Genomic DNA, 21,522 nt, shown 5'->3' with positions numbered 1-21,522 from the left:
GACTATGCCATAACCGGCGGTGACCGGCGCAAGTAGCATCCGCTTATCGCCACTCATTGGTCGGGGAGACCACAATGCATAACAACCCCCGCACGGGCGCGCCCTGGCGCGTACTGATCATCGGCAGCGGCTTCGCCGGCCTGGGCCTGGCCATGCAGCTGCGCAAGGCCGGCCAGGACGACTTCCTGCTGCTGGAAAAGGCCGGCGAAGTCGGCGGCACCTGGCGCGATAACGACTATCCCGGCGCCGCCTGCGACGTGCCTTCGCACCTCTATTCGTTTTCCTTCGAGGCCAAGCACGACTGGTCGCGCAAGTACCCGCCGCAGGCGGAAATCCACGCCTATATCCTGCAGTGCGTGGACAAGTACCGGCTGCGCCCGCAGATCCGCCTCAACGCCGAGGTGCAGGGCGCCGAGTTCGACGCCGCGCGCGGGCTGTGGCGGGTCGAGTTGGTCGGCGGCGAATGCCTGGAGACCCAGGCGCTGGTCAGCGCCTGCGGCCAGCTCAACCGCCCGGCCTATCCGCAGTTGCCGGGGCTGGAGCGCTTTCGCGGCGAGGCCTTCCATTCGGCGCGCTGGCGGCATGACCTGGATCTCACCGGCAAGCGCGTGGCGGTGATCGGCACCGGCGCCTCGGCGATCCAGTTCGTCCCGCAGATCCAGCCGAAAGTGGCGAGGCTGAGCCTGTTCCAGCGTTCGGCGGCCTACGTGCTGGCCAAGCCGGATCGCGCCTACCGCGCCTGGGAAATCGCCCTGATGCGCCGCGTGCCGCTGCTGCAGCGGGGCGACCGCCTGCTCAAGTACCTGCACCACGAGGTGCGCGCGCTGGCCTTCGTCAGCCTGCCCTGGCTGATGCGCTCGATGCGCGGCCGTTTCACCCGCCACCTGGCGCGGCAGATGCCCGATGCCGGCAAGCGCGCGCAGCTGCAGCCGGACTACCCCATGGGCTGCAAGCGCATCCTGATCAGCAACGACTACTACCCGGCGCTGGCCCAGGCCAATGTCGAGATCGTCGACTCGCCGATCCGCGCGGTGCGCGAGCACGCGCTGGTCAGCGCCGACGGCCGCGAGCATCCCTGCGACGTGCTGATCTACGGCACCGGCTTCACCGCCAGCGATTTTCTCGCGCCGATGCGCATTCGCGGCCTGAACGGCGTGGAGCTGAACCAGGCCTGGAAGGATGGCGCCGAGGCCTACAAGGGCATCAGCGTCAGCGGCTTTCCCAACCTGTTCCTGCTCTACGGGCCCAATACCAACCTGGGCCACAACTCCATCCTCTATATGCTGGAGAGCCAATACCCCTATGTGCTCGGCTGCCTGCAGGCGTTGCGCGAGCAGGGGCTACGCTACCTGGACCTGCGGCCCGAGGTGCAGCGGCGCTACAACCAGCGCTTGCAGCACCTCACCCGCCGAACGATATGGGCGCAGGGCTGCAGCAGCTGGTATCAGAACGCCTCCGGCAAGCACACCAACAACTGGCCGGGCTACACCTTCACCTACCGCCACCTGACCCGCACTCCGGAGCTTGCCGACTATGAATGCGTCCGCTGATTTCACCGCCCCCGCCGCCGAGCAGATGCTGTTGCGCCGCGTGCTGCGCGGCCTCCTGCGCCTGCTGTTTCGCGGTCTGGTGCGCCCGCCGATGCCGATAGCCGGGCAGCGCCTGGTGTTGCGCCTGCTCACCGCCACCACCCTGACCCCGCGCGGAGTCACGCGCAGCGCCGCGACCCTCGGCGGGCGGCCCTGCGAATGGCACCGGCCGCCGGCTAGCAGCGGCAACGTGCTGCTCTACCTGCACGGCGGCGCCTTCATGATCGGCGGGCCGGCTACCCATCGCGGCATCTGCGCCAGCCTGGCCAAGCGCGGCGGCCTGGACGTCTGCGCGCTGGACTACCGCCTGGCGCCGGAGCATCCCTATCCGGCGGCGCGCGACGACGTGGTGGCGGCTTACCGCGCGCTGCTGGACGCCGGCTACCGGCCCGAGCAGATCGCCATCGGCGGCGATTCGGCCGGCGGCAACCTGAGCCTGGTCGGCAGCCTGCGCATCGATGAACTGGGCCTGCCGGCACCGGCGGCGCTGGTGTGCTTCTCGCCGGCCACCGATTTCACCGGCGAACGCATGCACCAGCCGCCGGCCGGCGACCCGCTGATCCATCCCAGCTGGATCGAGCAGGCCGCCGAGCTGTATTGCCCGGCCGATCTGCCGCGCAACGATCCGGGTATGTCGCCGTTGTTCGCCGATCTGAGCCGCCTGCCGCCGACCCTGATCCAGGTCGGCGAGGACGAATTGCTGCTGAACGACAGCCTGCGCCTGGCCGAGCGCGCCCAGGCCGCCGGCGCCAGCGTGCGCCTGGAGCGTTATCCGGGGCTGTGGCACGTGTTCCAGGCCCATGTCGGCATGCTGCGCGCGGCGGATTACGCCATCGCCCGGGTGGTGGCCTTCCTCCGCGAACGGGGGCTGTGATGGACAACATCCTCATCAGCGGCGCTGCCTCGGGCATCGGCGCGGCCACCGCGCGGCTGTTCCACGCCCGTGGCTGGCGGGTCGGCCTGCTCGACGTCGACGCCAAGGCCCTGGCCGCGCTAGCGGCGGAACTGGGTGGGATCTGGCACGCCGAACTGGACGTGGTCGACGCCGGCGCGGTCAAGGTCGCCCTGGCCGACTTTTGCGCCCTGCACGACGGCCAGCTGCGCCTGCTGTTCAACGGCGCCGGCATCCTGCGCACCGGCGCCTTCGAGACCATCGAACTGGAGCAGCACGCGCGCCTGCTGCAGATCAACCTGCTCGGGGTGCTCAATTTGAGCCACGCCGCATTTCCTTATCTCAGGGCCACGCCCGGCGCGCAGGTGATCAACATGGGCTCGGCCTCGGCGGTCTACGGCGTGCCGCAGCTGGCCAGCTACTCGGCCAGCAAGTTCGCCGTGCGCGGCCTGACCGAGGCGCTGGAGCTGGAATGGCGCGCCCATGGCATCCGCGTCGGCGACCTGATGCCGCCGTTCGTCAACACGCCGATGGTCGCCAGCCAGGGCGAACCGCCGCCGGTGATGCGCCGCCTCGGCGTGCGTCTGCAGGCCGAGCAGGTCGCCGAAGCCGCCTGGCAACAGGCTCAGGGCCCTGCGGTGCACCGCCCGGTGGGCCTGCAGTTCCGCGTGCTCTACGCATTGGGGCAGATCACCCCGGGCTGGATCAATAGAGCGATCATGGCCTGGCTCAGCCGGAGCTGATTGCGGGCTGGCCAATGGCCGCCGGTCGCCGGCTTTGTCACAAGGCCTTTCCATTGCAGGCGAATCCGGCGGCCAGCGGCTACCCTGCAAGGGACGGTTTTCAGCCTGGTGTCCTGCCGGGCAGTCGTCGATGTGCGTCAACAGACACATCAAGCAGCCTGCTTGATTCTCGGGGCGGCGCCGCCAAGGTGCCGCGACACCGCCGAAGTTGGGCGGTCGCAATGGGAAAGCGGTCAATCCATCCATCGCCTGAGAGGAGGTCGTTTATGAGCACAGCCTTCCACGAAGACGCCAGCACCTCGGTGCTGCGCCGGATGAAAGAAGGGGGGTTCGACTTCGCCCAGTTTCACCCGATCGAGTTCTACGCCATCTTCCCCGATGAGGAGCGGGCCCGCATGGCAGCCAGGAATTTTCGCGGCGAGTCGCTCAACGCCCAGGTTTCCGCCCGCGAGGACGGCGCCTGGCACCTGCAGATCAGCAAAGTGATGTACGCCACCCATGCCGGTATCGGCGCGTTCGAACATGACCTGGAGTCCATTGTCCTGCCCCTGGGCGGCAAGCTGGACGGCTGGGGCGTTACCCAGGAGGTGAAGGCGTCCGCTGCCCGTTAGGGCATTGTCTCGACAGTCCATCGGCCGGCCCGCGTGGCCGGTCGATGGCGCCAACCGTCAGCGCGCCTCGACTTGCCCGAGGCCATCGCGCAGACTGCGCGGCATGGCCGACATCCTGATCCTCACCCATATCGATTATTGCCCGCCCGCTCACCTGGCACGGGTGCTGCAAGCGCGCGGCTGCGCCTTCGAGGTGCTGCGCGCCGACCTCGGCGAACTGCGCGGCTACGACCTGGAGCGACCCAGGGCGGTCGCGGTGATGGGCGGGCCGATGAGCGTCAACGACCCGCTGCCCTGGATCGCCGAGGAAGTGGCGGCGCTGCAGCGCTTTATCGCCCGCGACATTCCCATCGTCGGCCACTGCCTGGGCGGCCAACTGCTGGCCAAGGCCCTGGGCGCCGGCATCAGCCGCATGCCTTACACCGAAGCCGGCTGGCAGGCCATGCAGCGCCGCGTCGAGGCGGCGGACAGCCCCTGGCTGGCACACCTGCCCGAGCACTTCAGCATCTTCCAGTGGCACGGCGACACCTTCGCCCTGCCAGCAGGGGCGCAACCGCTGCTGGGCAGTCGCTGGTGCGACAACCAGGCCTTCGCCTGGGGCGACAAGGTGCTGGCCCTGCAGGGCCACCCGGAGATGACCGAAGAGCTGATCGAGCTCTGGCTCGACGACTGGGCCCACCTGCTCGACGCCAGCCAGCCCAGCCAGCAGAGCATCGCCGCGATGCGCGACAACCTGGGCGAAAAGGTGAGGGCGCTGAACCAGGTGGCCGAGGGCTTCTACGCCCACTGGCTGAAGCTGGCCGGGCTCTGAGTTCGAACCCTCTCTGCAGAGCGGATCGGCGGGCCGCTGGGCGATGCTCCGATCCCGCTGCTTATCGCGGGCGAATGACAGTTGGGCGCAGACAAGACCCTTATTCCGGCTCATCTGCAATCAACGCCAGCAGATCGGTCACCCCGATATCCACGCCTGCCTGCGACAGCAGCGTGCTGGCCTGGCCGCGGTGGTGCGTCTGGTGGTTGAACAGGTGCATCAGCAGGGCGAAGAAGTTCTTCCGCGACTCGACGCCCTTCATATTGCGATAGCTCAACGGCTGATCCAGATGCGCCTCGCGAATCTCCAGCGCCAGGGCCTCGATGCAGGCATCCAGTCGTTGCCGCAGCGCCGCCAGCGCGCGGATATCCGCCGCTAACGGCTGGTCGAGGCGTGTCGGCCCGGGCAGCGTGGCCAGCGCCTGCAGCGCCTGGTAGCCGGCCGGATGCGCGGCGAAGCGCCCCAGCCAGATCAGGTCGGCCACCGCCAGGTGGTTGAGCGTGCCCAGGATCGAGCCGAAGAACGCCCCGCGTTCCGCGCCTATCGCCTCGTCCGGCAGGCTGGCGGCGGCCCGGTACAGCTTGTCGTTCATCCAGCGGTTGTAGGTCGCCAGATGGCGGATATGGTCGACTCTCTGCATGGCTCGCACCTTTTTCTCGACTCGTTCAGAAGCGCTGGTCGGCAATCGCCGGCAGTACCAGTTCGCGTACATAGCTGACATCCGAGAGAGTCAGCAGCGTGCGCACCAGCGCCACCACATCGTGCAGCGGGATCAGCTGGCCCTCGCCATTCAGGGCGGCCTGCTCGCGCGGCGTGTGCAAACCGTCCTGGGTATTGAGATAGCCCAGCTGCAGGCAGGTGACGGCCAGGCGCTGATCGCGAAAGCCTTCGCGCAGGCTGTCGGCGATGCCCTTGAGGGCGAACTTGCTGGCACCGAAGGTCACCTCGGGGCGCCCGCTCTGCGGCAGGCCCGAGGTGGAGCCGGTAAGGATCAGCTGCGGCTTGGCGCCGCCGAGCAGGCGCGGCAGCAGACGCTTGAGCAGCAGCAGGGTGGCGCCGATATTGACGTCGACCATCTCCAGGATGCGTGCATCGCTGTCTTCCAGAAAGCTGTAGCCCTCGGCGAAGGCGCGTTCTTCCCAGATGCCCAGGTTGTAGAGAATGGCATCGAGCCGTGCCGGCGCCTGACGCTCGATCGCCTCGACGGCGCCCAGCGGATCGCTCAGGTCCGCCTCGATCCACTGGACAGGCTGCGCGAGATCTGCCGGCCGACTGCGGGAAACCCCGATCAGCTCGTGCTGTTCGGCCAGCCCCTCGACCAACGCTCGTCCCAGTCCCTTGCTGGCGCCTATGACCATGATGCGCATATCGCACGCTCCCTGACCGCCTGGCGGCGGATCTCCGTGGTAGACGATGACGGCCCGTTACAGTCGGGCCGGTTGGCAAACTAGTAGCGGCAGGCTGGGCGCGTCAACCGCGCCGCCCCGACTGCCGGCCAATGCGCGCCAGGGACACCGGCAAGTGGCGTTTATGTGAGCGCGGGAAGCGGGGAGGCGAGCAAGCTCGCTCCTGCGGGAAGTGGCGGGGCAGGAAGGCGCAGCGGTTGGCCCGCTGCGCCTTTTGCGTTTCAGCGGTTGAAGCGTTCGACCAGGGCGTACTGGCCCTGGGCGGTGCCGGTCAGGGCTTCGCTGAGTTTGGCGGTGCTTTGCGCTTCGCTCGCGGTCTGGTCGGCCAGTTGGGCGATGGTGGTGATGTTCTGGTTGATCTCGTCGGCCACGGCGCTCTGTTCCTCGGCGGCGGCGGCGATCTGGTTGGCCATGTCGGCGATATTGGCCACCGCGTCGCTGATGCCGGCCAGCGCCTGGTCGGCCTGGAGCACGCGCTCGACGCCTTCGTCGGCCTGCTTGCGGCCGATTTCCATGGTCATCACCGCTTCTTCGGCGGTGCGCTGCAGCTTGGCGATCAGGGCGTGGATCTGGCCGGTGGATTCGGCCGTGCGCTGAGCCAGGGAACGAACCTCGTCGGCCACCACGGCGAAGCCGCGGCCCATTTCGCCGGCGCGGGCGGCTTCGATGGCGGCGTTGAGGGCGAGCAGGTTGGTCTGGTCGGCGATGCCCTTGATCACGTCGACCACGCCGCCGATCTCGTTGCTGTCCTGGGCCAGGCGGGTGACGGTTTCGCCGGTGTCGCCCACCGATTGCGACAGGCGCTGGATGGCTTCGCGGGTTTCCGCGGCGATGCCGCGGCCTTCGCCGGTGAGGCGGTTGGCCTCCTGGGTGGCGATCGCGGTGCGCGCCACGTTGCTGGCCACTTCCAGGGTGGTGGCGGCCATTTCGTTGACCGCGGTGGCGACCTGTTCGGTTTCCTGGCGCTGGCGCTCCAGGCCGGCAGAGCTGTTGTGCGCCAGCTTGTCGGCCTCGCGGGCCTGCTGGGTGAGCTGTTCGGCGGTGTCCTGCAGGCGCGTCAGGCAGGTCTTCAGGCGCGCTTCCTGGCTGAGCATGGCCATCTCCAGGCGCGCTTCGGCGCCGCGGCTGTCGGTATACATCTGCGCGATCAGCGGGTCGGAGGTGGTCTGTTCGGCCAGGCGCAGCAGGCGTTTGACGCCACGGGTCTGCCAGGCGATGCCGGCCAGGCCCAGGGGGATGGAGAGTGCGGCGGCGAGGGCGAAGCCCCAGCCACTGCCGAACCAGTGGCCGATCAGGAAGCCGATCTGGCTGACCAGGATGAACGGTAGCCAGGCCTGCATCACCGGCAGCCAGGCATCGCGTTTAGGAATGGCGGTCTTGCCGGCATTGACCCGCGCGTAGAGGGCTTCGGCGCGGCGCACCTGTTCGGCGCTGGGTTTGACCCGCACCGATTCGTAGCCGACCACCTGGTTGTTCTCGGTCATCGGCGTGACGTAGGCGTTGACCCAGTAGTGGTCGCCGCTCTTGCAACGGTTCTTGACGATGCCCATCCACGGCCGGCCCTGTTTCAGGGTGCTCCACATGTGCTCGAACACCGCCGATGGCACGTCGGGGTGGCGCACTGTGTTGTGTGGCGCGCGCAGCAGTTCCTCGCGGGAGAAACCGCTGATTTCGACGAAGGCGTCGTTGCAGTAGGTGATCTGGCCCTTGAGGTCGGTGGTGGAGATCAGGCGCTGCTGCGCAGGGAAGGTGCGCTCGCGCTGAGTGACCGGTTGGTTATTACGCATGGCAGGTATCCGTCGTTGTTATGCCCTCTGCATCGGCCGCAAAGCGGCGAAGTTGAGGGAGAAATCCGTGGCGCGCAGTGTAAACGGATTCTGCCTGGCGTCACCCTTTCGTCGCGACCCGGGCCGTCCCTGGCCCGCTCGTTCTAGTTGGCGATCATCTGCCGCAGCACGTAATGCAGGATGCCGCCGGCCTTGAAGTATTCCACCTCGTTCAAGGTGTCGATGCGGCACAGCAGTTCGACCTCCTCGCGCTGGCCGTTTTCGCGGACGATGGCCAGCGACAGCGGCATATGCGGGTGCAGTTCGACGCCGTCGAGGCCGTGGATGCCGAGCTTCTCGCGGCCGGTCAGGCCCAGGCTCTTGCGGTCGCAGCCGGGCTTGAACTGCAGCGGCAGCACGCCCATGCCCACCAGGTTGGAGCGGTGGATGCGCTCGAAGCTCTCGGCGATCACCGCCTTGACCCCCAGCAGGTTGGTACCCTTGGCCGCCCAGTCGCGGCTCGAGCCGGTGCCGTACTCCTTGCCGGCGATCACCACCAGCGGCGTGCCCGCTTCCTGGTAGCGCATGGCCGCGTCATAGATCGACAGCTTGTCGCCACTGGGAATATGCAGGGTGTTGCCACCTTCCTCGCCACCGAGCATCTCGTTCCTGATGCGGATATTGGCGAAGGTGCCGCGCATCATCACCTCGTGGTTGCCGCGGCGCGAGCCGTAGGAGTTGAAGTCCGCGGGCGCCACGCCCTGTTCGCGCAGGTAGCGCCCGGCCGGGCTGTCGGCCTTGATGTTGCCGGCCGGCGAGATGTGGTCGGTGGTCACCGAGTCGCCGAGCAGGGCGAGGATGCGCGCCTCATGGATATCGCCGATATGCGGCGGATCGCCGGCGATGTCCTCGAAGAACGGCGGGTGCTGGATATAGGTGGAGTCCGCCTGCCAGACGTAGGTGTCGGCCTGCGGCACCTCGATGGCCTGCCACTGTGCGTCGCCGGCGAACACCTCGGCGTATTCCTTGCGGAACATGGCGGTATCGACCTTGGCGATGGCCTCGGCGATCTCCGCCTGGCTCGGCCAGATGTCCCTGAGGTACACCGGCGCGCCGTCCTTGCCGGTGCCCAGCGGCTCCTGGCTGAGGTCGAGGCGCACGCTGCCGGCCAGGGCGTAGGCCACCACCAGCGGCGGCGAGGCCAGCCAGTTGGTCTTCACCAGCGGGTGCACGCGGCCTTCGAAGTTGCGGTTGCCGGACAGCACCGAGGCGACGCTCAGGTCGGCCTGGGTGATGGCCTGTTCGATGGGCTCGCGCAGCGGCCCGGAGTTGCCGATGCAGGTGGTGCAGCCATAGCCCACCAGGTCGAAACCGAGCTTCTCCAGGTAGGGCGTCAGGCCGGCGGCGTTGAAGTACTCGGTGACCACCTTGGAGCCGGGCGCCAGCGAGCTCTTGACCCAGGGCTGGCGCTGCAGGCCTTTGTCCACGGCCTTCTTGGCCAGCAGGCCGGCGGCCATCATCACGCTGGGGTTGGAGGTGTTGGTACAGGAGGTGATGGCGGCGATCACCACCGCGCCGTGCTTCAGGCGATAGGTTTGGCCCTCGTCCTGATAGTCCACCCCGCCACTTTGCTGGCCGCCGCCGACGGCTGTGCCGCCACCCCCTTCGTTGAGCAGGCGACCGTCTTCCTTGGCCGTGGGTTTGAGCTGCAGGCCGAGGAAATCGTTGAAGGCCTGGGCGACCTGACCGAGGGCGACGCGGTCCTGCGGGCGCTTCGGCCCGGCCAGGCTGGCTTCGACGCTGCCCAGATCGAGGCTCAGGCTATCGCTGAACAGCGGCTCGGCACCGGGCTCGCGCCACAGGCCCTGGGCCTTGCAGTAGGCCTCCACCAGTTGCACTGTGGCTTCCGGGCGGCCGGACAGGCGCAGGTAGCCGAGGGTGATGGCGTCGACCGGGAAGAAGCCGCAGGTGGCGCCGTATTCCGGGGCCATATTGGCGATGGTGGCGCGGTCGGCCAGCGGTAGGTCGGCCAGGCCGTCGCCGTAGAATTCGACGAACTTGCCCACCACGCCCTTGCTGCGCAGCATCTGGGTGACGGTGAGCACTAGGTCGGTGGCGGTGATGCCTTCCTTGAGCCTGCCGCTGAGCTTGAAGCCGATCACCTCGGGGATCAGCATCGACACCGGCTGGCCGAGCATGGCCGCTTCCGCCTCGATGCCGCCGACGCCCCAGCCGAGCACGCCGAGGCCGTTGATCATGGTGGTGTGCGAGTCGGTGCCGACCAGGGTATCGGGGTAGGCGAGGGTGGCGCCGTCCTCCTCCTTGGTCCACACGGTGCGCGCCAGGTATTCCAGGTTGACCTGGTGGCAGATGCCGGTGCCTGGCGGCACCACGCTGAAGTTGGCGAAGGCGTGCTGGCCCCAGCGCAGGAAGGCGTAGCGCTCGCCGTTGCGCTGCATTTCCAGCTCGACGTTGTCGTGGAAGGCGCTGGAGGAGGCGTAGCGGTCGACCATCACCGAGTGGTCGATGACCAGGTCCACCGGCGACAGCGGGTTGATCCGCTGCGGGTCGCCGCCGGCCTTGGCCATGGCGTCGCGCATGGCGGCGAGGTCGACCACCGCCGGCACCCCGGTGAAGTCCTGCATCAAGACCCGCGCCGGGCGGAACTGGATCTCCCGCTCGGAGCCGCGCTTGTCCAGCCAGTCGGCCATGGCCTGCAGGTCGGCAGCGCTGACGGTGTGGCCGTCTTCGCAGCGCAGCAGGTTTTCCAGCAGCACCTTGAGCGACTTGGGCAGACGGTCGATGTTGCCGAGGCGCTGGGCCGCCTCGGGCAGGCTGAAGTAGTGGTAGGTGGCGTCGCCGATCTTCAGTTCGCGGCGGCAGTTCAGGCTGTCGAGGGAGGGCATTGCACTTCTCCTTGAGGCCCGTACGGTCGGGCCGTTTCTGATGACTGCAGAGCGTTCAAGCTAGTTGCCTATGAGCGGTCTGGCCAGCGTTCATTTGGGATTCGCTGCTGGCAATCTGCCTAGCACTGGACAGGAAGGTGGCGTCCGCGGTTCCCGCCTCGGGTATCATGCGCGGCCCAAGGAGAAGTCTCGATGAATACCCTGTTTTTCCATTGCCGCCCCGGTTTCGAAGGCGAGGTCTGCGCCGAGATCGCCGAGCTGGCCGCGCGTCTGGACGTGGCCGGCTACTCCAAGGCCAAGCCCGGCGGCGCCTGCGCCGAGTTCATCTGCAGCGAGGCCGGCGATAGCGCGCGGCTGATGCGCGGCGTGCGGTTCAACAGCCTGATCTTCCCGCGCCAGTGGGCGCGCGGCGCCTTCGTCAGCCTGCCGGAGAGCGAGCGCATCGGCGTGCTGCTCGAGGCTTTAGCCGACTACCCGCAGTGCGGCAGCCTGTGGCTGGAAGTGGTGGACACCAACGAGGGCAAGGAGCTGTCGACCTTCTGCAAGAAGTTCGAGGCGCCGCTGCGCAAGGCCCTGCGGGGGGCCGGCAAGCTGGTGGACGACGCCAGCGAGCCGCGTCTGCTGCTGACTTTCAAGAGCGGCCGCGAGGTGTTCGCCGGCATCGCCGAGGCGGACAACCAGGCGATGTGGCCGATGGGCATTCCGCGGCTGAAGTTCCCCCGCGAGGCGCCGAGCCGCTCGACGCTCAAGCTGGAGGAGGCCTGGCACCACTTCATCCCGCGCCAGCAGTGGGATCAGCGCCTGGCCCCGGGCATGACCGCGGTGGATCTGGGCGCGGCGCCCGGCGGCTGGACCTGGCAGCTGGTCAACCGGGAAATCCGCGTCACCGCCGTGGACAACGGGCCGATGGCCGAGAGCCTGATGTATTCGGGTTTCGTCGTGCACCAGCGTGCCGATGGTTTCCTGTTCCGCCCGCGCCATCCGGTGCACTGGATGGTCTGCGACATAGTCGAGAAGCCGGCGCGCACCGCTGCGCTGATCGAGACCTGGCTGGGCGAGGGGCTGTGCCGCGAGGCGGTGGTCAACCTCAAGCTGCCGATGAAGCAGCGCTACGCCGAGGTGCGCCGCCTGCTCGAGCGCATCGAGGCGGGCTTCGCCGCGCGCGGGGTGAAGGTGGCGCTGGCCTGCAAGCAGCTGTATCACGACCGCGAGGAAGTCACCTGCCATCTGCGCCGGCTGGGCAAGTAGCGGCGATATCCGGCGGGGCCTCGCAGGCTGCGCCGGGCGCACCAGGGGCAGCCGACGGGTGCGCATGACCCGGGCGACGCCGCGGCATCCATCACTCGGCTTCTGGGCGCTTTTCGGCCCCCGGCCCTTGCACCCTGATCCAGTAGCTCTGCTTGTGCCCGCGCGCCTCGAAGGTTCGCGCCAGCGCCTCGGCGGCGGCGCGGTCGAGGCCGTCGCGGACGACGAACTCGTTGCCGTTGTCGTCCAGGCGGACCAGGCACCAGAGTTGCGGCGGTTGGCGATCGGGCATGGGCGGGGCCTCGGCTGCTTCCCCACAGATTAGCCCGGCGCCGCAGCGTCGGGCTGGCATTCAACCGAGCCCGGGCAAACGCCCGGCCCGGGCTCCCGCTGCGCCCCGGGCTCCGCCCGGAACTGGCGTGCAGGCTGTCCCTAACCCGCCGGAGCGCAGGCACTGTGCCGTAGATGTCGGGCGGGCGCCGCCCATCCAAGGTTGTGCGGGCAAGGTGACCTGGAGGTCAGCTTTGCGCGACAATGCCCGCCTGCCAGTGGAGCCCCCTTATGTCCGATGCCCTGACCCTGTCCCACGACGATCTGCTCGATGCCAGCGGCTTGAACTGCCCCGAGCCGGTGATGATGCTGCACAACAAGGTGCGCGACCTGCAGCCCGGCGGCCTGCTCAAGGTGGTGGCCACCGACCCCTCGACCCGCCGCGACATTCCCAAGTTCTGCGTGTTCCTCGGCCACGAGCTGCTCGGCCAGGCCGAGGAGGACGGCACCTACCTGTACTGGATCCGCAAGAAGGCGGAATAGGCCGGAGGTCCGCAGACCGTCGCTACGCATCGCCCGGGACGCCGCTCCAGCCCGCTTGCCCCGGCGCCAGTCCGCAGCTGTTCAGCAGCGCCTGCCAGGCCTTGACGTGACGCGCGGTGGCGGCGCGGAAATCCATCCACAGCGAGTCCCGTTCGCCGGCCAGGCGCTCCAGATAGGTGCCTGTCGCCGGCGGTATGCCTTCGATGCCCCGCAACTGTCGCAGCGCCGCCTGCCATTGCTGGCCGCGCTGGTCGACGGCAGCCAGGTAGGGCTGCAGGCCGCCGGCGTAGAACTTGACGAAGATGTTCTGCAGGATGCGCCCGCGCGGCGTCGCCTGGCCCAGCGGGCACAGCGGCCGGCGTTGCTGGCGTTGTTCGAGCAGCTCGCTGGCGGCGTCGAGGCTGTGGCGCAGGCTGGCCAGGCTGGTGATCAGCTGGCCGCCCTGGTCGCTGGCGTAGAGCGCGAAGAACAGCGGCTCCAGCCGTTCGGCAGGCGGCGGCAGGCGCTGCGGCAGGCCGGCGCCGATGGCCGCCAGTTGCTCCAGGGCGTCCAGCGCGGCACCGTCCTCGGCGAAGGCGACGGGCAGCGCCTGGTCGGCGAAGCGCAGGTAGCGTTCGACCTCGCGGCTGCCGTTGAGGGCATTCCAGAACACCGCCGGCAGTTGGCCGCGCTTGTCGGCGGCCAGGCGCTGCAGGGTGGTCTTCAGGCCTGCGTCGTCCTGCAGGTGCGGCAGGCAGGCGTCGATGGCGCGCAGCAGGTCACCCTCGTAACCCAGGCGCTGGCTGGGCACCAGCTGCTTGCCCAGGCTGCTGTTGCGCTGGCTGATCAGCTGCTGCAGGTGCGGGCAGCGCCGCGCGTCGATCACCAGATCGAGCAGGCCGATACGCAGTTCGGGCAGCGCCAGCAGGCGTTCGCGTCGCGGCGGCAGGCGGTACTGGCTGGCGCTGCGGCTGTCGAAGGCGACGAAACCATCGCTCTCCAGCGCCCGATCCAGGCGCTGGAGGTAGTCGGCCTGCAGCGCCAGGCCGTTATCGGCCGGGCCGCAGGCGGCGAGCAGCAGTGGGCAGAGGAGCAGGGCGAGTCGCTTCATGCCGCCAGTGTATGGCCTCGGCGCGCCGGGTTCGACTCAGGCCGTCGCACGAATCCGTTTGCGCGCGCTGCGTGCCAGGCGCACCGCCAGCATCAGCGCGGCGCAGGTCAGGCCGACCACCAGGCCCTGCCACAGCCCGCTGGGGCCGCTGGGTTCGCCCAGCCAGTCGGAGAGCCCCAGCGCATAGCCCACCGGCAGGCCGATGCCCCAGTAGGCGAACAGCGTCAGCAGCATGGTGATGCGCGTGTCCTGATAGCCGCGCAGGGCGCCGGCGGCGGTGACTTGAATGGCGTCGGAGAACTGGAACAGCGCCGAATAGACGATCAGCGTCGCCGCCACCGCGATCACCGCCTTGTCTGGGGTGTAGATCTGCGCGATCTGCTCGCGCAGTAGGAGCATCAGGCTGGCCGACAGGCAGGCGTAGCCCAGCGCCGCGCCCATGCTCACCCCGGCGGCGAAGCGCGCCTCGCGCGGCTGGCCACGGCCCAGGGCCTGGCCGACCCGCACGGTGGCGGCCATGCCCAGCGAGTAGGGGATCATGAACACCATGGAGCTGAAGTTCAGGGCGATCTGGTGGCCGGCGACCACGGTGGCGCCAAGGCCGCCGATCAGCAGGGCGATCACCGCGAAGATGCTCGATTCGGCGAACACCGCCACGCCGATCGGCACGCCGATGGCCAGCAGGCGCTTGATCACCGCCCACTGCGGCCGCTCGAAGCGGGCGAACAGGGCACTGGGGCGGTAGTAGGGCGCCCACTTCACCCAGATCAGCATGCCGATCAGCATGAACCCCATCACCAGCGCCGTGGCCCAGCCGCAGCCGACGCCGCCCATGGCCGGCAGGCCGAACTTGCCGTAGATGAAGATGTAGTTGGCCGGGATGTTCAGCAGCAGGCCGAGGATGCCCAGCACCATGCTCGGCCGGGTGTGGCCGAGGCCGTCGCTGAAGCAGCGCAGCACGTGGTACAGCGCCACCGCCGGGAAACCGCAGGCCACCGCGCGCAGGTAGCCCATGGCCGGGGTGATCAGCGCCGGCTCGATGCCCATGTAGCGCAGGATGAACTCGGCGTTCCACAACAGTGCCGCGGCGCCGCCGCCGACCGCCAGGGCCAGCCACAGTGCCTGGCGCACCAGCGGGCCGATGGCCGCCTCCTCGCCGGCGCCGAAGCGCTGCGCCACCTTGGGCGTGGTGGCCAGGAGGATGCCGGTCATCAGCAGGAACACCGGCACCCAGATGGAGTTGCCCAACGCCACGGCGGCCAGGTCCCGCGGGCTGACCCGCCCGGCCATCAGGGTGTCGACGAAGCCCATGGCGGTGTGCGCCAGCTGGGCGATGATGATCGGCGTGGCCAGGACGAGTAGGCTGCGCAGTTCCGTGCGCACGCGCCCCAGGCGGTTCTCGGCAGACATGAGGGTTCTTCGGTTGGGCGGAAAACCGCGTAGTCTACGCCCTGACGCCTTGGTCAGGAAAGCGCGCCGTGCCGCTCTGCGCGGCGGCATGCGGGGCGACGCTGGCGCCGCGCTGGCATAGAATGGCGGCCTGATCCGCGGAGCCCGCCATGCATATAGTCGCCGACGAAAACATTCCCCTGCTCGACGAGTTCTTCGCCGCCTTCGGCAGCATCCGCCGGCTGCCCGGCCGGGCCATCGCGGCGGCCGATGTGCGCGACGCCGATCTCCTGCTGGTGCGCTCGGTGACCCGCGTCGACCGCGCGCTGCTGGAAGGCAGCCGCGTGCGTTTCGTCGGCACCTGCACCATCGGCACCGATCACCTGGATCTCGACTACTTCGCCGAGGCCGGCATCGCCTGGAGCAGCGCGCCGGGCTGCAACGCCCGCGGCGTGGTGGACTACGTGCTGGGCAGCGTGCTGACCCTGGCCGAGCGCGAAGGCGTCGACCCGGCCACGCGGGTCTATGGCGTGGTCGGGGCAGGGCAGGTCGGCGGGCGCCTGGTCGAGCTGCTGCGCGGCCTGGGCTGGCAGGTGTGGGTGTGCGACCCGCCGCGGCAGGCGGCCGAAGGCGGCGATTTCGTCGACCTCGAGCGGATAGTCGCCGAGTGCGAGGTGATCAGCCTGCATACGCCGCTGGACGCCGGCACCCGCTATCTGTTCGATGCCGCGCGTCTGGCGGCGCTCAAGCCCGGCGCCTGGCTGATCAACGCCAGCCGCGGCGCGGTGGTGGACAACGCCGCGCTGCGTCAGCTGCTGCCGCAGCGGCCGGATCTCAAGGCGGTGCTCGACGTCTGGGAAGGCGAGCCGCAGGCCGACGTCGAACTGGCCGCGCTGTGTCAGCTGGCCACCCCGCATATCGCCGGCTACAGCCTGGACGGCAAGCTGCGCGGCACGGCGCAGATCTACCAGGCCTGCTGCCGGGCCCTCGGCCTGCCCGAACAGGTGCGCCTGGCCGACTTGCTGCCGGCGCCCTGGCTGAGCGAGGTGGCGCTGGACGGCACTGCCGACCCGGCCTGGGCGCTGGCTGCCCTGTGCCGCGCGGTGTACGACCCGCGCCGCGACGATGCGGATTTCCGCCGCAGCCTTATCGGCGACGCCGAGGCGCGCCGCGCCGGCTTCGACCGTCTGCGCAAGCACTACCCGATGCGCCGCGAACTCGACGGCCTGCGCGTGCGCCTGCAGGGCGAGGCGCCCGAGCTGGCGGCGCTGGTACGGGCGTTGGGGGCTACCCTCGCATAGGGAACCGCAGGGCCGCCCGGGCCGCGCGCACCGATTGTCGAGGGCAAAGGCAGGTGGGGCCGCATGACGCACTATCCATGCGCCTTATCGTTGAGCAATTAAATTGCACGCAATCTAATTGCTCGCTATTTTGTTCGGCACATCCAGCCCACTTCAGGACGACTCCCATGAGCAACGCACTTTTCGATATCCCGGTCACCACCATCAAGGGCGAGCAGAAGACCCTCGCCGATTTCGGCGGCAAGGCCGTGCTGGTGGTCAACACCGCCAGCAAGTGCGGCTTTACCCCGCAGTACAAGGGCCTGGAAAGCATCTGGCAGCAGTACAAGGACAAGGGCCTGGTGGTGCTGGGCTTTCCCTGCAACCAGTTCGGCAAGCAGGAGCCGGGCGACGAGGGGGCGATTTCCGAGTTCTGCGAGCTGAACTTCGGCGTCAGCTTCCCGCTGTTCAAGAAGGTCGACGTCAATGGCGCCGATGCCCATCCGCTGTTCGTCCAGTTGAAGAAGCGCGCCCCCGGCCTGCTCGGCAGCCAGGGCATCAAGTGGAACTTCACCAAGTTCTTGATCGGCCAGGACGGTCAGGTGATCAAGCGCTTCGCCCCAACCACCAAGCCGGAGGAGCTCTCCAGCGAGATCGAAGCCCTGCTCAAATGACCGCTTTCGATAGCGCCCAACTGCAGCTGGACAACCAGCTGTGCTTCAAGCTCTACGCCGCCTCGCGTGCGGTGATCCGCGCCTACAAGCCGATGCTCGACGCGCTGGGCCTGACCTACCCGCAGTACCTGGCGATGCTGGTGCTCTGGGAATGGCAGGCGCAGACGCCCGAGCAGCCGACGCTGAAGGCCCTGGGTCAGCGCCTGCAGCTGGACTCCGGCACCCTCACGCCGCTGCTCAAGCGCCTGGAGCAGATGGGCCTGGTGCAACGCCGCCGCGCCGCCCACGACGAGCGCGAGGTGCACCTGGCCTTGAGTGAGGCGGGCAGGGCGTTGCAGGCGCGGGTGGCGCCGCTCAAGGCGCAGCTGCTGTGCCAGTTCGGCGGCGAGGAGCTGGCCGAGCTGGACGGCTTGCGTCAGCGCCTGGATCGCCTGCTGAGCCGGCTCGGCACCTAGGGTGCCGCGGGGCCGCCCAGGTCCTGCGCGCCAGCCGCAGCGCTCAACGCGTGACCGCGGCCGGCAGCCAGGTATCGAGCAGGGCGGCCAGCTCCTCGCGGCGGAAGGGCTTGGCCAGGTAGTCGCTCATGCCGGCGGCGCGGCAGCGTTCACGCTCGTCGGACAGCGCATTGGCGGTCAGTGCGACGATCGGCAGGTCCGGCCAGCGGCCGTTGCGGCGAATCCGCCGGCTGGCCTCATAGCCGTCCATCACCGGCATGTTGCAGTCCATCAGCACCAGGTCGACGGCCTCGCGCTCCAATAGGTCCAGGGCTTCGCCGCCATGCCCGGCGACCAGCACCTGGCAGCCCAGCTTGGCCAGCATGCCCTTGGCCACTAGCTGGTTGACCGGGTTGTCCTCCACCAGCAGCACCCGCGCCGAGCGCTCGCTCGGCGCCTGGGCGTGGGGTGTGCCGCCGGCGCTCGGCGCATCGCTGTGGAGGATATGGCGGAGCATCTGCAGCAGGCCGGCGCGCGCCAGCGGGCGGGCGATCTGCTGCAGCGGGGCGAGGCGCTGGGCTTGATCAAGGGGCAGGAAGTTGCCGTAGGCGGTGACCAGCAGCACCGGCGTGTTCAGCGTTGGTCGCAGGCCGAGCAGGCATTCCGGGCAGTCGCTGATCAGCAGGTCGGCGTCCACGCCGAGCAGGCTGGCGTCGGTGTCCAGGCGCCGGTAGTGCAGGCCCCAGGCCGGCAGCCACTGGCTGAGCACCTGGTGCAGGCCGCTACTGGCCGGGGTGAGGGCGACGATGCGGCCGTGCAGGGTCGGTTGCGCCGCCGCCTCGGCATGCGCCGGCAGCGGCAGCTCGGCGCAGAACTCGCTGCCGAAGCCTTCCTTCGATTGCAGGCCGAGGCTGCCGTGCATGGCCTCGCACAGGCGGCGGGTCAGCGCCAGGCCGAGGCCGGTACCGCCGTACTCGCGGGTGATGCCCACCTCGGCCTGGGCGAACGGCTGGAAGATGCGTGCCTGGGCGTCTTCGGCGATGCCAATGCCGGTGTCGCGCACGCGGATGCGCACGCCGTCCGCGCTGCGCGATACCTGCAGGTCGACGCGGCCGAAGCGGGTGAACTTCAGCGCATTGGACAAGAGGTTGCTGACGATCTGCCGCACCCGGGTCGGGTCGCCGACGACCTGGGCGGGCAGGTCGGGGGCGATCAGGCAGGTCAGCTCCACCGCGCCGGCGGCGTTCTGCGACAGCAGGCTGGCGGTTTCCTCGGCCAGCACGCCGAGGTCGAAGGGAATCTGCTCCAGCTCTAGCTGGCCGGCCTCGAACTTGGACAGGTCGAGGATGTCGTTGAGCAGCTCCACCAGTACCTTGCCGGAATCGTGGGCGATGCCCAGCTGCTGGCGTTGCTCGGCGCTGAGCGGGCCGTCCAGGGCCAGGGCGAGCATGCCCAGCAGGCCGTTGAGCGGGGTGCGGATCTCATGGCTCATGTTGGCGAGGAAGGCCGAGCGGGCCTGGGCCATGTTCAGCGCCGTGGTGCGCGCCACCTCCAGCTCGGCATTGGAGCGGCTGAGGCGGGCGTTGGTGGCCTTGAGTTCGGCGGTACGTGCCGAGACGATGTTTTCCAGCTCGGCCAGGTACTGGGTCAGGCGATCCTCGGCGTTGCGCCGCTGCTCGATTTCCTGGGCGATGCTCGACAGCTGGCGGTTGGTCACCTCGACCAGGGTGCCGATCTCGTCGCGTTCGTGGCCCTTGGGGCAGGGCACCGGGCGATGCTGCGGGTCCTGCGGGTTGCGCTCGCTGAGCGCGCGGATCACTCCCACCAGCGGCTTGGTCAGCATGAAGTAGAACAGCACCAGGAGGATCAGCGACAGCAGCAGGCTGCGGGCGAAGCCGGTCAGCAGGGTCAGCAGCGAGCGGCGCAGGAAGTGGCTGCCGAAGGCGTAGGTGTCCACCTCCAGGCGCAGCTCGCCGAGCGCTTCGTTGGGCGCGTGGGCGACGTAGAGCGGATCCTGGAACTGGCGCTGGGCGCCGAACAGGCTGTCGCTGAACACCCGGTAGCGGCTCTCGCTGCGCGGCCGGCTGACGCTGGCCAGCACCAGGCCGCTGTTGTCGATCAGTTCGGCGCGGGTCACCGCCGGCGAACGCAGCAGGCCGAGCACCAGTTCCTGGGCCAGTTCGGCGTCGATGTTGTAGGCGATACGGGCGGCGGGGTTGTGGCTGATTTCCAGCAGCGCGCGAATCTCGCGGTTGATGGAGGCCTCTTCGCTGGCATAATCGATCGCCACCTGGGTGACGCTGAGCAGCGTGCCGAGGATGAACGCCACCAGCACGGTCAGGCCGGCCTGTCGGAACGACAGGCGATGGGTGAGCGATATATCCATGGCGGCGGGCGTGGTCTCTGATCCGTGGCGCCTGCCAAGCATAGCCGATAGCGGCGCCGGACCGGCAGAGCCCGCAGCGTGCGGCCCTGCGCAAAAGGAGTAGAGCGTGGATTCCCGATTGCAGAGCTTTCTGGCGCGTGCCGAGCAGGTGCTGGCGCGCCTCGAACCCCTGTTGCCCGCAGTGCGGGCGGAACTGGACTGGAACCGGAGCCTGGCCGCGCGCTGGCAGCGCGACGGCCGCAGCGGTTTCCTGCAGCCCCTGGCGGTCAGCCTCGACCTCGGGCTGCACGACCTGCTCGGCATCGACGCCCAGCGCGAGCAGCTGGCGCGCAACACCCGCCAGTTCGTCGCCGGCCTGCCGGCCAACCACGCGCTGCTGTGGGGCGCGCGCGGCACCGGCAAGTCGTCGCTGGTGCGCGCGCTGCTGGCCGAGCACGCGGCGGCCGGTCTGCGCCTGATCGAGATCGAGCGCGATCACCTGGCCGACCTGCCGCGGGTGGTGGAGCAGCTGGCGCGCCTGCCGCAGCGTTTCGTGCTGTTCTGCGACGACCTCTCGTTCGAGGCCGGTGAGGGCGATTACCGGGTGCTCAAGAGCGTGCTCGACGGCTCGCTGGAGCGCGCGCCGGACAACGTGCTGCTGTACGCCACCTCCAACCGCCGGCACCTGATGCCGGAGAAGCAGAGCGACAACGAGAACTGGCAGATGGTCGACGGCGAGCTGCACCCCAACGAGGCGGTGGAGGACAAGATCGCCCTGTCCGACCGTTTCGGCCTGTGGCTGTCGTTCTACCCCTTCAGCCAGGAACACTACCTCGACGTGGTGCGCCACTGGGTCGAGGTGCAGGCGGCGTCGGCCGGCCTGCGCTGGCAATGGAGCGAGGCGCTGGAGAAGGCCGCGATCCGCTGGGCCCTGGGTCGCGGCAACCGCAACGGCCGCTGCGCCTTTCAATTCGCCCGGCATTGGGTCGGGCTGCAACTCTTGGAGCAAGACGCATGATCGACCTTTCCCAGGCCGGCTCCGGACTGGACGGCTACCCGCTGCTGGCGGCGCAGCTCGAGGCGCTGCTCGCCGGCGAGCGCGACTTCATCGCCAACGCCGCGCAGTTTTCCGCCTTTCTCTTCCACGAACTGGTCGACCTGAACTGGGCCGGGTTCTACCTGGCCCGGGGCGAGCAACTGGTGCTTGGCCCGTTCCAGGGCAAGGTGGCCTGCGTGCGCATTCCCTTCGGTCGTGGCGTGTGCGGTGCGGCGGCAGCGAGCCGGCAGACCCAGCGGGTAGAGGACGTACACGCCTTCGCCGGGCATATCGCCTGCGACAGCGCCTCCAATAGCGAACTGGTGGTGCCGCTGCTCAAGGACGGCCGGCTGATCGGCGTGCTGGATCTGGACAGTCCGCTGAGCGGGCGTTTCAGCGAGGTCGATCAGGCCGGCATCGAGGCGCTGGCGGCGATCTTTCTGGCGGCGAGCGATTGCTGAGTGCGGGTATT

Annotated in this window: 20 protein-coding genes; 12 read left to right on the top strand and 8 right to left on the bottom strand. The window is 68.9% G+C overall.

The genetic code is table 11. The features are described from left to right. Positions 1 to 74: 74 nt before the first annotated feature. From ACIGFL_RS07900 to ACIGFL_RS07880, 5 genes are all read left to right on the top strand, one after another. Positions 75 to 1,550: a flavin-containing monooxygenase gene (locus tag ACIGFL_RS07900; protein ID WP_397496781.1), complete on the top strand. Its 1,476-nt coding sequence runs from the start codon at positions 75 to 77 to the stop codon at positions 1,548 to 1,550. After that, complete coding sequence (locus tag ACIGFL_RS07895; RefSeq protein WP_397496780.1) at positions 1,534 to 2,463, top strand: alpha/beta hydrolase; 930 nt, start codon at positions 1,534 to 1,536, stop codon at positions 2,461 to 2,463. The genes ACIGFL_RS07900 and ACIGFL_RS07895 overlap by 17 nt, the downstream gene beginning before the upstream one ends. Then, on the top strand, positions 2,463 to 3,224 hold the full coding sequence (locus ACIGFL_RS07890; protein ID WP_397496779.1) for an SDR family oxidoreductase: 762 nt from the start codon (positions 2,463 to 2,465) through the stop codon (positions 3,222 to 3,224). The genes ACIGFL_RS07895 and ACIGFL_RS07890 overlap by 1 nt, the downstream gene beginning before the upstream one ends. Positions 3,225 to 3,490: 266 nt before the next feature. Beyond that, the gene (locus ACIGFL_RS07885; protein WP_021442273.1) at positions 3,491 to 3,835 is read left to right on the top strand and encodes a ribonuclease E inhibitor RraB; all 345 of its coding nucleotides are present in this window, start codon (positions 3,491 to 3,493) and stop codon (positions 3,833 to 3,835) included. Positions 3,836 to 3,938: 103 nt separating this feature from the next. Continuing rightward, complete coding sequence (locus ACIGFL_RS07880) at positions 3,939 to 4,646, top strand: type 1 glutamine amidotransferase (protein ID WP_397496778.1); 708 nt, start codon at positions 3,939 to 3,941, stop codon at positions 4,644 to 4,646. A 100-nt stretch (positions 4,647 to 4,746) separates the two neighbouring features. On the opposite strand, the gene ACIGFL_RS07875 is transcribed toward ACIGFL_RS07880, so the two are convergent. The 4 genes from ACIGFL_RS07875 to acnA form a co-directional block, all read right to left on the bottom strand. After that, positions 4,747 to 5,286, bottom strand: a complete 540-nt coding sequence (locus ACIGFL_RS07875; RefSeq protein WP_021442271.1) for a DinB family protein — start codon at positions 5,284 to 5,286, stop codon at positions 4,747 to 4,749. Positions 5,287 to 5,311: 25 nt separating this feature from the next. Continuing rightward, complete coding sequence (locus ACIGFL_RS07870; protein WP_397496777.1) at positions 5,312 to 6,013, bottom strand: SDR family oxidoreductase; 702 nt, start codon at positions 6,011 to 6,013, stop codon at positions 5,312 to 5,314. Positions 6,014 to 6,273: 260 nt separating this feature from the next. Continuing rightward, the gene (locus ACIGFL_RS07865) at positions 6,274 to 7,839 is read right to left on the bottom strand and encodes a PAS domain-containing methyl-accepting chemotaxis protein (RefSeq protein WP_397496776.1); all 1,566 of its coding nucleotides are present in this window, start codon (positions 7,837 to 7,839) and stop codon (positions 6,274 to 6,276) included. A 143-nt stretch (positions 7,840 to 7,982) separates the two neighbouring features. Next, positions 7,983 to 10,724 carry an aconitate hydratase AcnA gene (gene acnA, locus ACIGFL_RS07860; protein WP_397496775.1) on the bottom strand — a complete coding sequence of 914 codons (2,742 nt, stop codon included), beginning with the start codon at positions 10,722 to 10,724 and terminating at the stop codon, positions 7,983 to 7,985. Between the two features lie 192 nt (positions 10,725 to 10,916). Here acnA and rlmM point away from each other — a divergent pair, with 192 nt between their 5' ends. Next, on the top strand, positions 10,917 to 11,972 hold the full coding sequence (gene rlmM / locus ACIGFL_RS07855; protein WP_397496774.1) for a 23S rRNA (cytidine(2498)-2'-O)-methyltransferase RlmM: 1,056 nt from the start codon (positions 10,917 to 10,919) through the stop codon (positions 11,970 to 11,972). A 91-nt stretch (positions 11,973 to 12,063) separates the two neighbouring features. Here rlmM and ACIGFL_RS07850 read toward each other — a convergent pair whose 3' ends face one another. After that, a complete protein-coding gene (locus ACIGFL_RS07850; protein ID WP_397496773.1) occupies positions 12,064 to 12,261 on the bottom strand; it encodes a hypothetical protein in 198 nt (65 codons plus the stop codon). Positions 12,262 to 12,542: 281 nt separating this feature from the next. Here ACIGFL_RS07850 and tusA point away from each other — a divergent pair, with 281 nt between their 5' ends. Further along, on the top strand, positions 12,543 to 12,782 hold the full coding sequence (tusA, locus tag ACIGFL_RS07845) for a sulfurtransferase TusA (RefSeq protein WP_031302689.1): 240 nt from the start codon (positions 12,543 to 12,545) through the stop codon (positions 12,780 to 12,782). 22 nt (positions 12,783 to 12,804) lie between these two features. Here tusA and ACIGFL_RS07840 read toward each other — a convergent pair whose 3' ends face one another. Further along, a complete protein-coding gene (locus ACIGFL_RS07840) occupies positions 12,805 to 13,872 on the bottom strand; it encodes a DUF3080 domain-containing protein (protein ID WP_397496772.1) in 1,068 nt (355 codons plus the stop codon). Positions 13,873 to 13,908: 36 nt separating this feature from the next. Next, positions 13,909 to 15,282, bottom strand: coding sequence for an MATE family efflux transporter (locus tag ACIGFL_RS07835; protein WP_397496771.1), 1,374 nt, complete (start codon positions 15,280 to 15,282; stop codon positions 13,909 to 13,911). A gap of 149 nt (positions 15,283 to 15,431) precedes the next feature. Between ACIGFL_RS07835 and pdxB the strand changes: the two genes are divergently transcribed. From pdxB to ACIGFL_RS07820, 3 genes are all read left to right on the top strand, one after another. After that, the gene (gene pdxB, locus ACIGFL_RS07830) at positions 15,432 to 16,562 is read left to right on the top strand and encodes a 4-phosphoerythronate dehydrogenase PdxB (RefSeq protein ID WP_397496770.1); all 1,131 of its coding nucleotides are present in this window, start codon (positions 15,432 to 15,434) and stop codon (positions 16,560 to 16,562) included. A gap of 167 nt (positions 16,563 to 16,729) precedes the next feature. Further along, on the top strand, positions 16,730 to 17,215 hold the full coding sequence (locus tag ACIGFL_RS07825; RefSeq protein WP_021444509.1) for a glutathione peroxidase: 486 nt from the start codon (positions 16,730 to 16,732) through the stop codon (positions 17,213 to 17,215). Beyond that, the gene (locus ACIGFL_RS07820) at positions 17,212 to 17,670 is read left to right on the top strand and encodes a MarR family winged helix-turn-helix transcriptional regulator (RefSeq protein ID WP_397496769.1); all 459 of its coding nucleotides are present in this window, start codon (positions 17,212 to 17,214) and stop codon (positions 17,668 to 17,670) included. Before ACIGFL_RS07825 ends, ACIGFL_RS07820 begins: the two co-directional genes overlap by 4 nt. A 43-nt stretch (positions 17,671 to 17,713) precedes the next feature. On the opposite strand, the gene ACIGFL_RS07815 is transcribed toward ACIGFL_RS07820, so the two are convergent. Next, positions 17,714 to 20,035: a response regulator gene (locus ACIGFL_RS07815; RefSeq protein WP_397496768.1), complete on the bottom strand. Its 2,322-nt coding sequence runs from the start codon at positions 20,033 to 20,035 to the stop codon at positions 17,714 to 17,716. 106 nt (positions 20,036 to 20,141) lie between these two features. Here ACIGFL_RS07815 and ACIGFL_RS07810 point away from each other — a divergent pair, with 106 nt between their 5' ends. Then, complete coding sequence (locus ACIGFL_RS07810; protein ID WP_122107067.1) at positions 20,142 to 21,032, top strand: ATP-binding protein; 891 nt, start codon at positions 20,142 to 20,144, stop codon at positions 21,030 to 21,032. After that, entirely contained in the window at positions 21,029 to 21,511 is a 483-nt protein-coding gene (locus ACIGFL_RS07805; protein ID WP_397496767.1) for a GAF domain-containing protein, read from the top strand. The genes ACIGFL_RS07810 and ACIGFL_RS07805 overlap by 4 nt, the downstream gene beginning before the upstream one ends. The last annotated feature ends 11 nt before the right edge of the window (positions 21,512 to 21,522 follow it).

Origin of the sequence: Pseudomonas sp. NPDC077649, from assembly GCF_044542855.1 — a bacterium.
Classification (GTDB): domain Bacteria; phylum Pseudomonadota; class Gammaproteobacteria; order Pseudomonadales; family Pseudomonadaceae; genus Aquipseudomonas.
This window is presented reverse-complemented; position numbering and strand designations above follow the sequence as displayed.

Bases quoted from the DNA above. Each gene is read 5' to 3' on its own strand.
- ACIGFL_RS07900 (WP_397496781.1), top strand. From the start codon at position 75: ATGCATAACAACCCCCGCACGGGCGCGCCCTGGCGCGTACTGATCATC.
- ACIGFL_RS07895 (WP_397496780.1), top strand. From the start codon at position 1,534: ATGAATGCGTCCGCTGATTTCACCGCCCCCGCCGCCGAGCAGATGCTG.
- ACIGFL_RS07890 (WP_397496779.1), top strand. From the start codon at position 2,463: ATGGACAACATCCTCATCAGCGGCGCTGCCTCGGGCATCGGCGCGGCC.
- ACIGFL_RS07885 (WP_021442273.1), top strand. From the start codon at position 3,491: ATGAGCACAGCCTTCCACGAAGACGCCAGCACCTCGGTGCTGCGCCGG.
- ACIGFL_RS07880 (WP_397496778.1), top strand. From the start codon at position 3,939: ATGGCCGACATCCTGATCCTCACCCATATCGATTATTGCCCGCCCGCT.
- ACIGFL_RS07875 (WP_021442271.1), bottom strand. From the start codon at position 5,286: ATGCAGAGAGTCGACCATATCCGCCATCTGGCGACCTACAACCGCTGG.
- ACIGFL_RS07870 (WP_397496777.1), bottom strand. From the start codon at position 6,013: ATGCGCATCATGGTCATAGGCGCCAGCAAGGGACTGGGACGAGCGTTG.
- ACIGFL_RS07865 (WP_397496776.1), bottom strand. From the start codon at position 7,839: ATGCGTAATAACCAACCGGTCACTCAGCGCGAGCGCACCTTCCCTGCG.
- acnA (WP_397496775.1), bottom strand. From the start codon at position 10,724: ATGCCCTCCCTCGACAGCCTGAACTGCCGCCGCGAACTGAAGATCGGC.
- rlmM (WP_397496774.1), top strand. From the start codon at position 10,917: ATGAATACCCTGTTTTTCCATTGCCGCCCCGGTTTCGAAGGCGAGGTC.
- ACIGFL_RS07850 (WP_397496773.1), bottom strand. From the start codon at position 12,261: ATGCCCGATCGCCAACCGCCGCAACTCTGGTGCCTGGTCCGCCTGGAC.
- ACIGFL_RS07840 (WP_397496772.1), bottom strand. From the start codon at position 13,872: ATGAAGCGACTCGCCCTGCTCCTCTGCCCACTGCTGCTCGCCGCCTGC.
- ACIGFL_RS07835 (WP_397496771.1), bottom strand. From the start codon at position 15,282: ATGTCTGCCGAGAACCGCCTGGGGCGCGTGCGCACGGAACTGCGCAGC.
- pdxB (WP_397496770.1), top strand. From the start codon at position 15,432: ATGCATATAGTCGCCGACGAAAACATTCCCCTGCTCGACGAGTTCTTC.
- ACIGFL_RS07825 (WP_021444509.1), top strand. From the start codon at position 16,730: ATGAGCAACGCACTTTTCGATATCCCGGTCACCACCATCAAGGGCGAG.
- ACIGFL_RS07820 (WP_397496769.1), top strand. From the start codon at position 17,212: ATGACCGCTTTCGATAGCGCCCAACTGCAGCTGGACAACCAGCTGTGC.
- ACIGFL_RS07815 (WP_397496768.1), bottom strand. From the start codon at position 20,035: ATGGATATATCGCTCACCCATCGCCTGTCGTTCCGACAGGCCGGCCTG.
- ACIGFL_RS07805 (WP_397496767.1), top strand. From the start codon at position 21,029: ATGATCGACCTTTCCCAGGCCGGCTCCGGACTGGACGGCTACCCGCTG.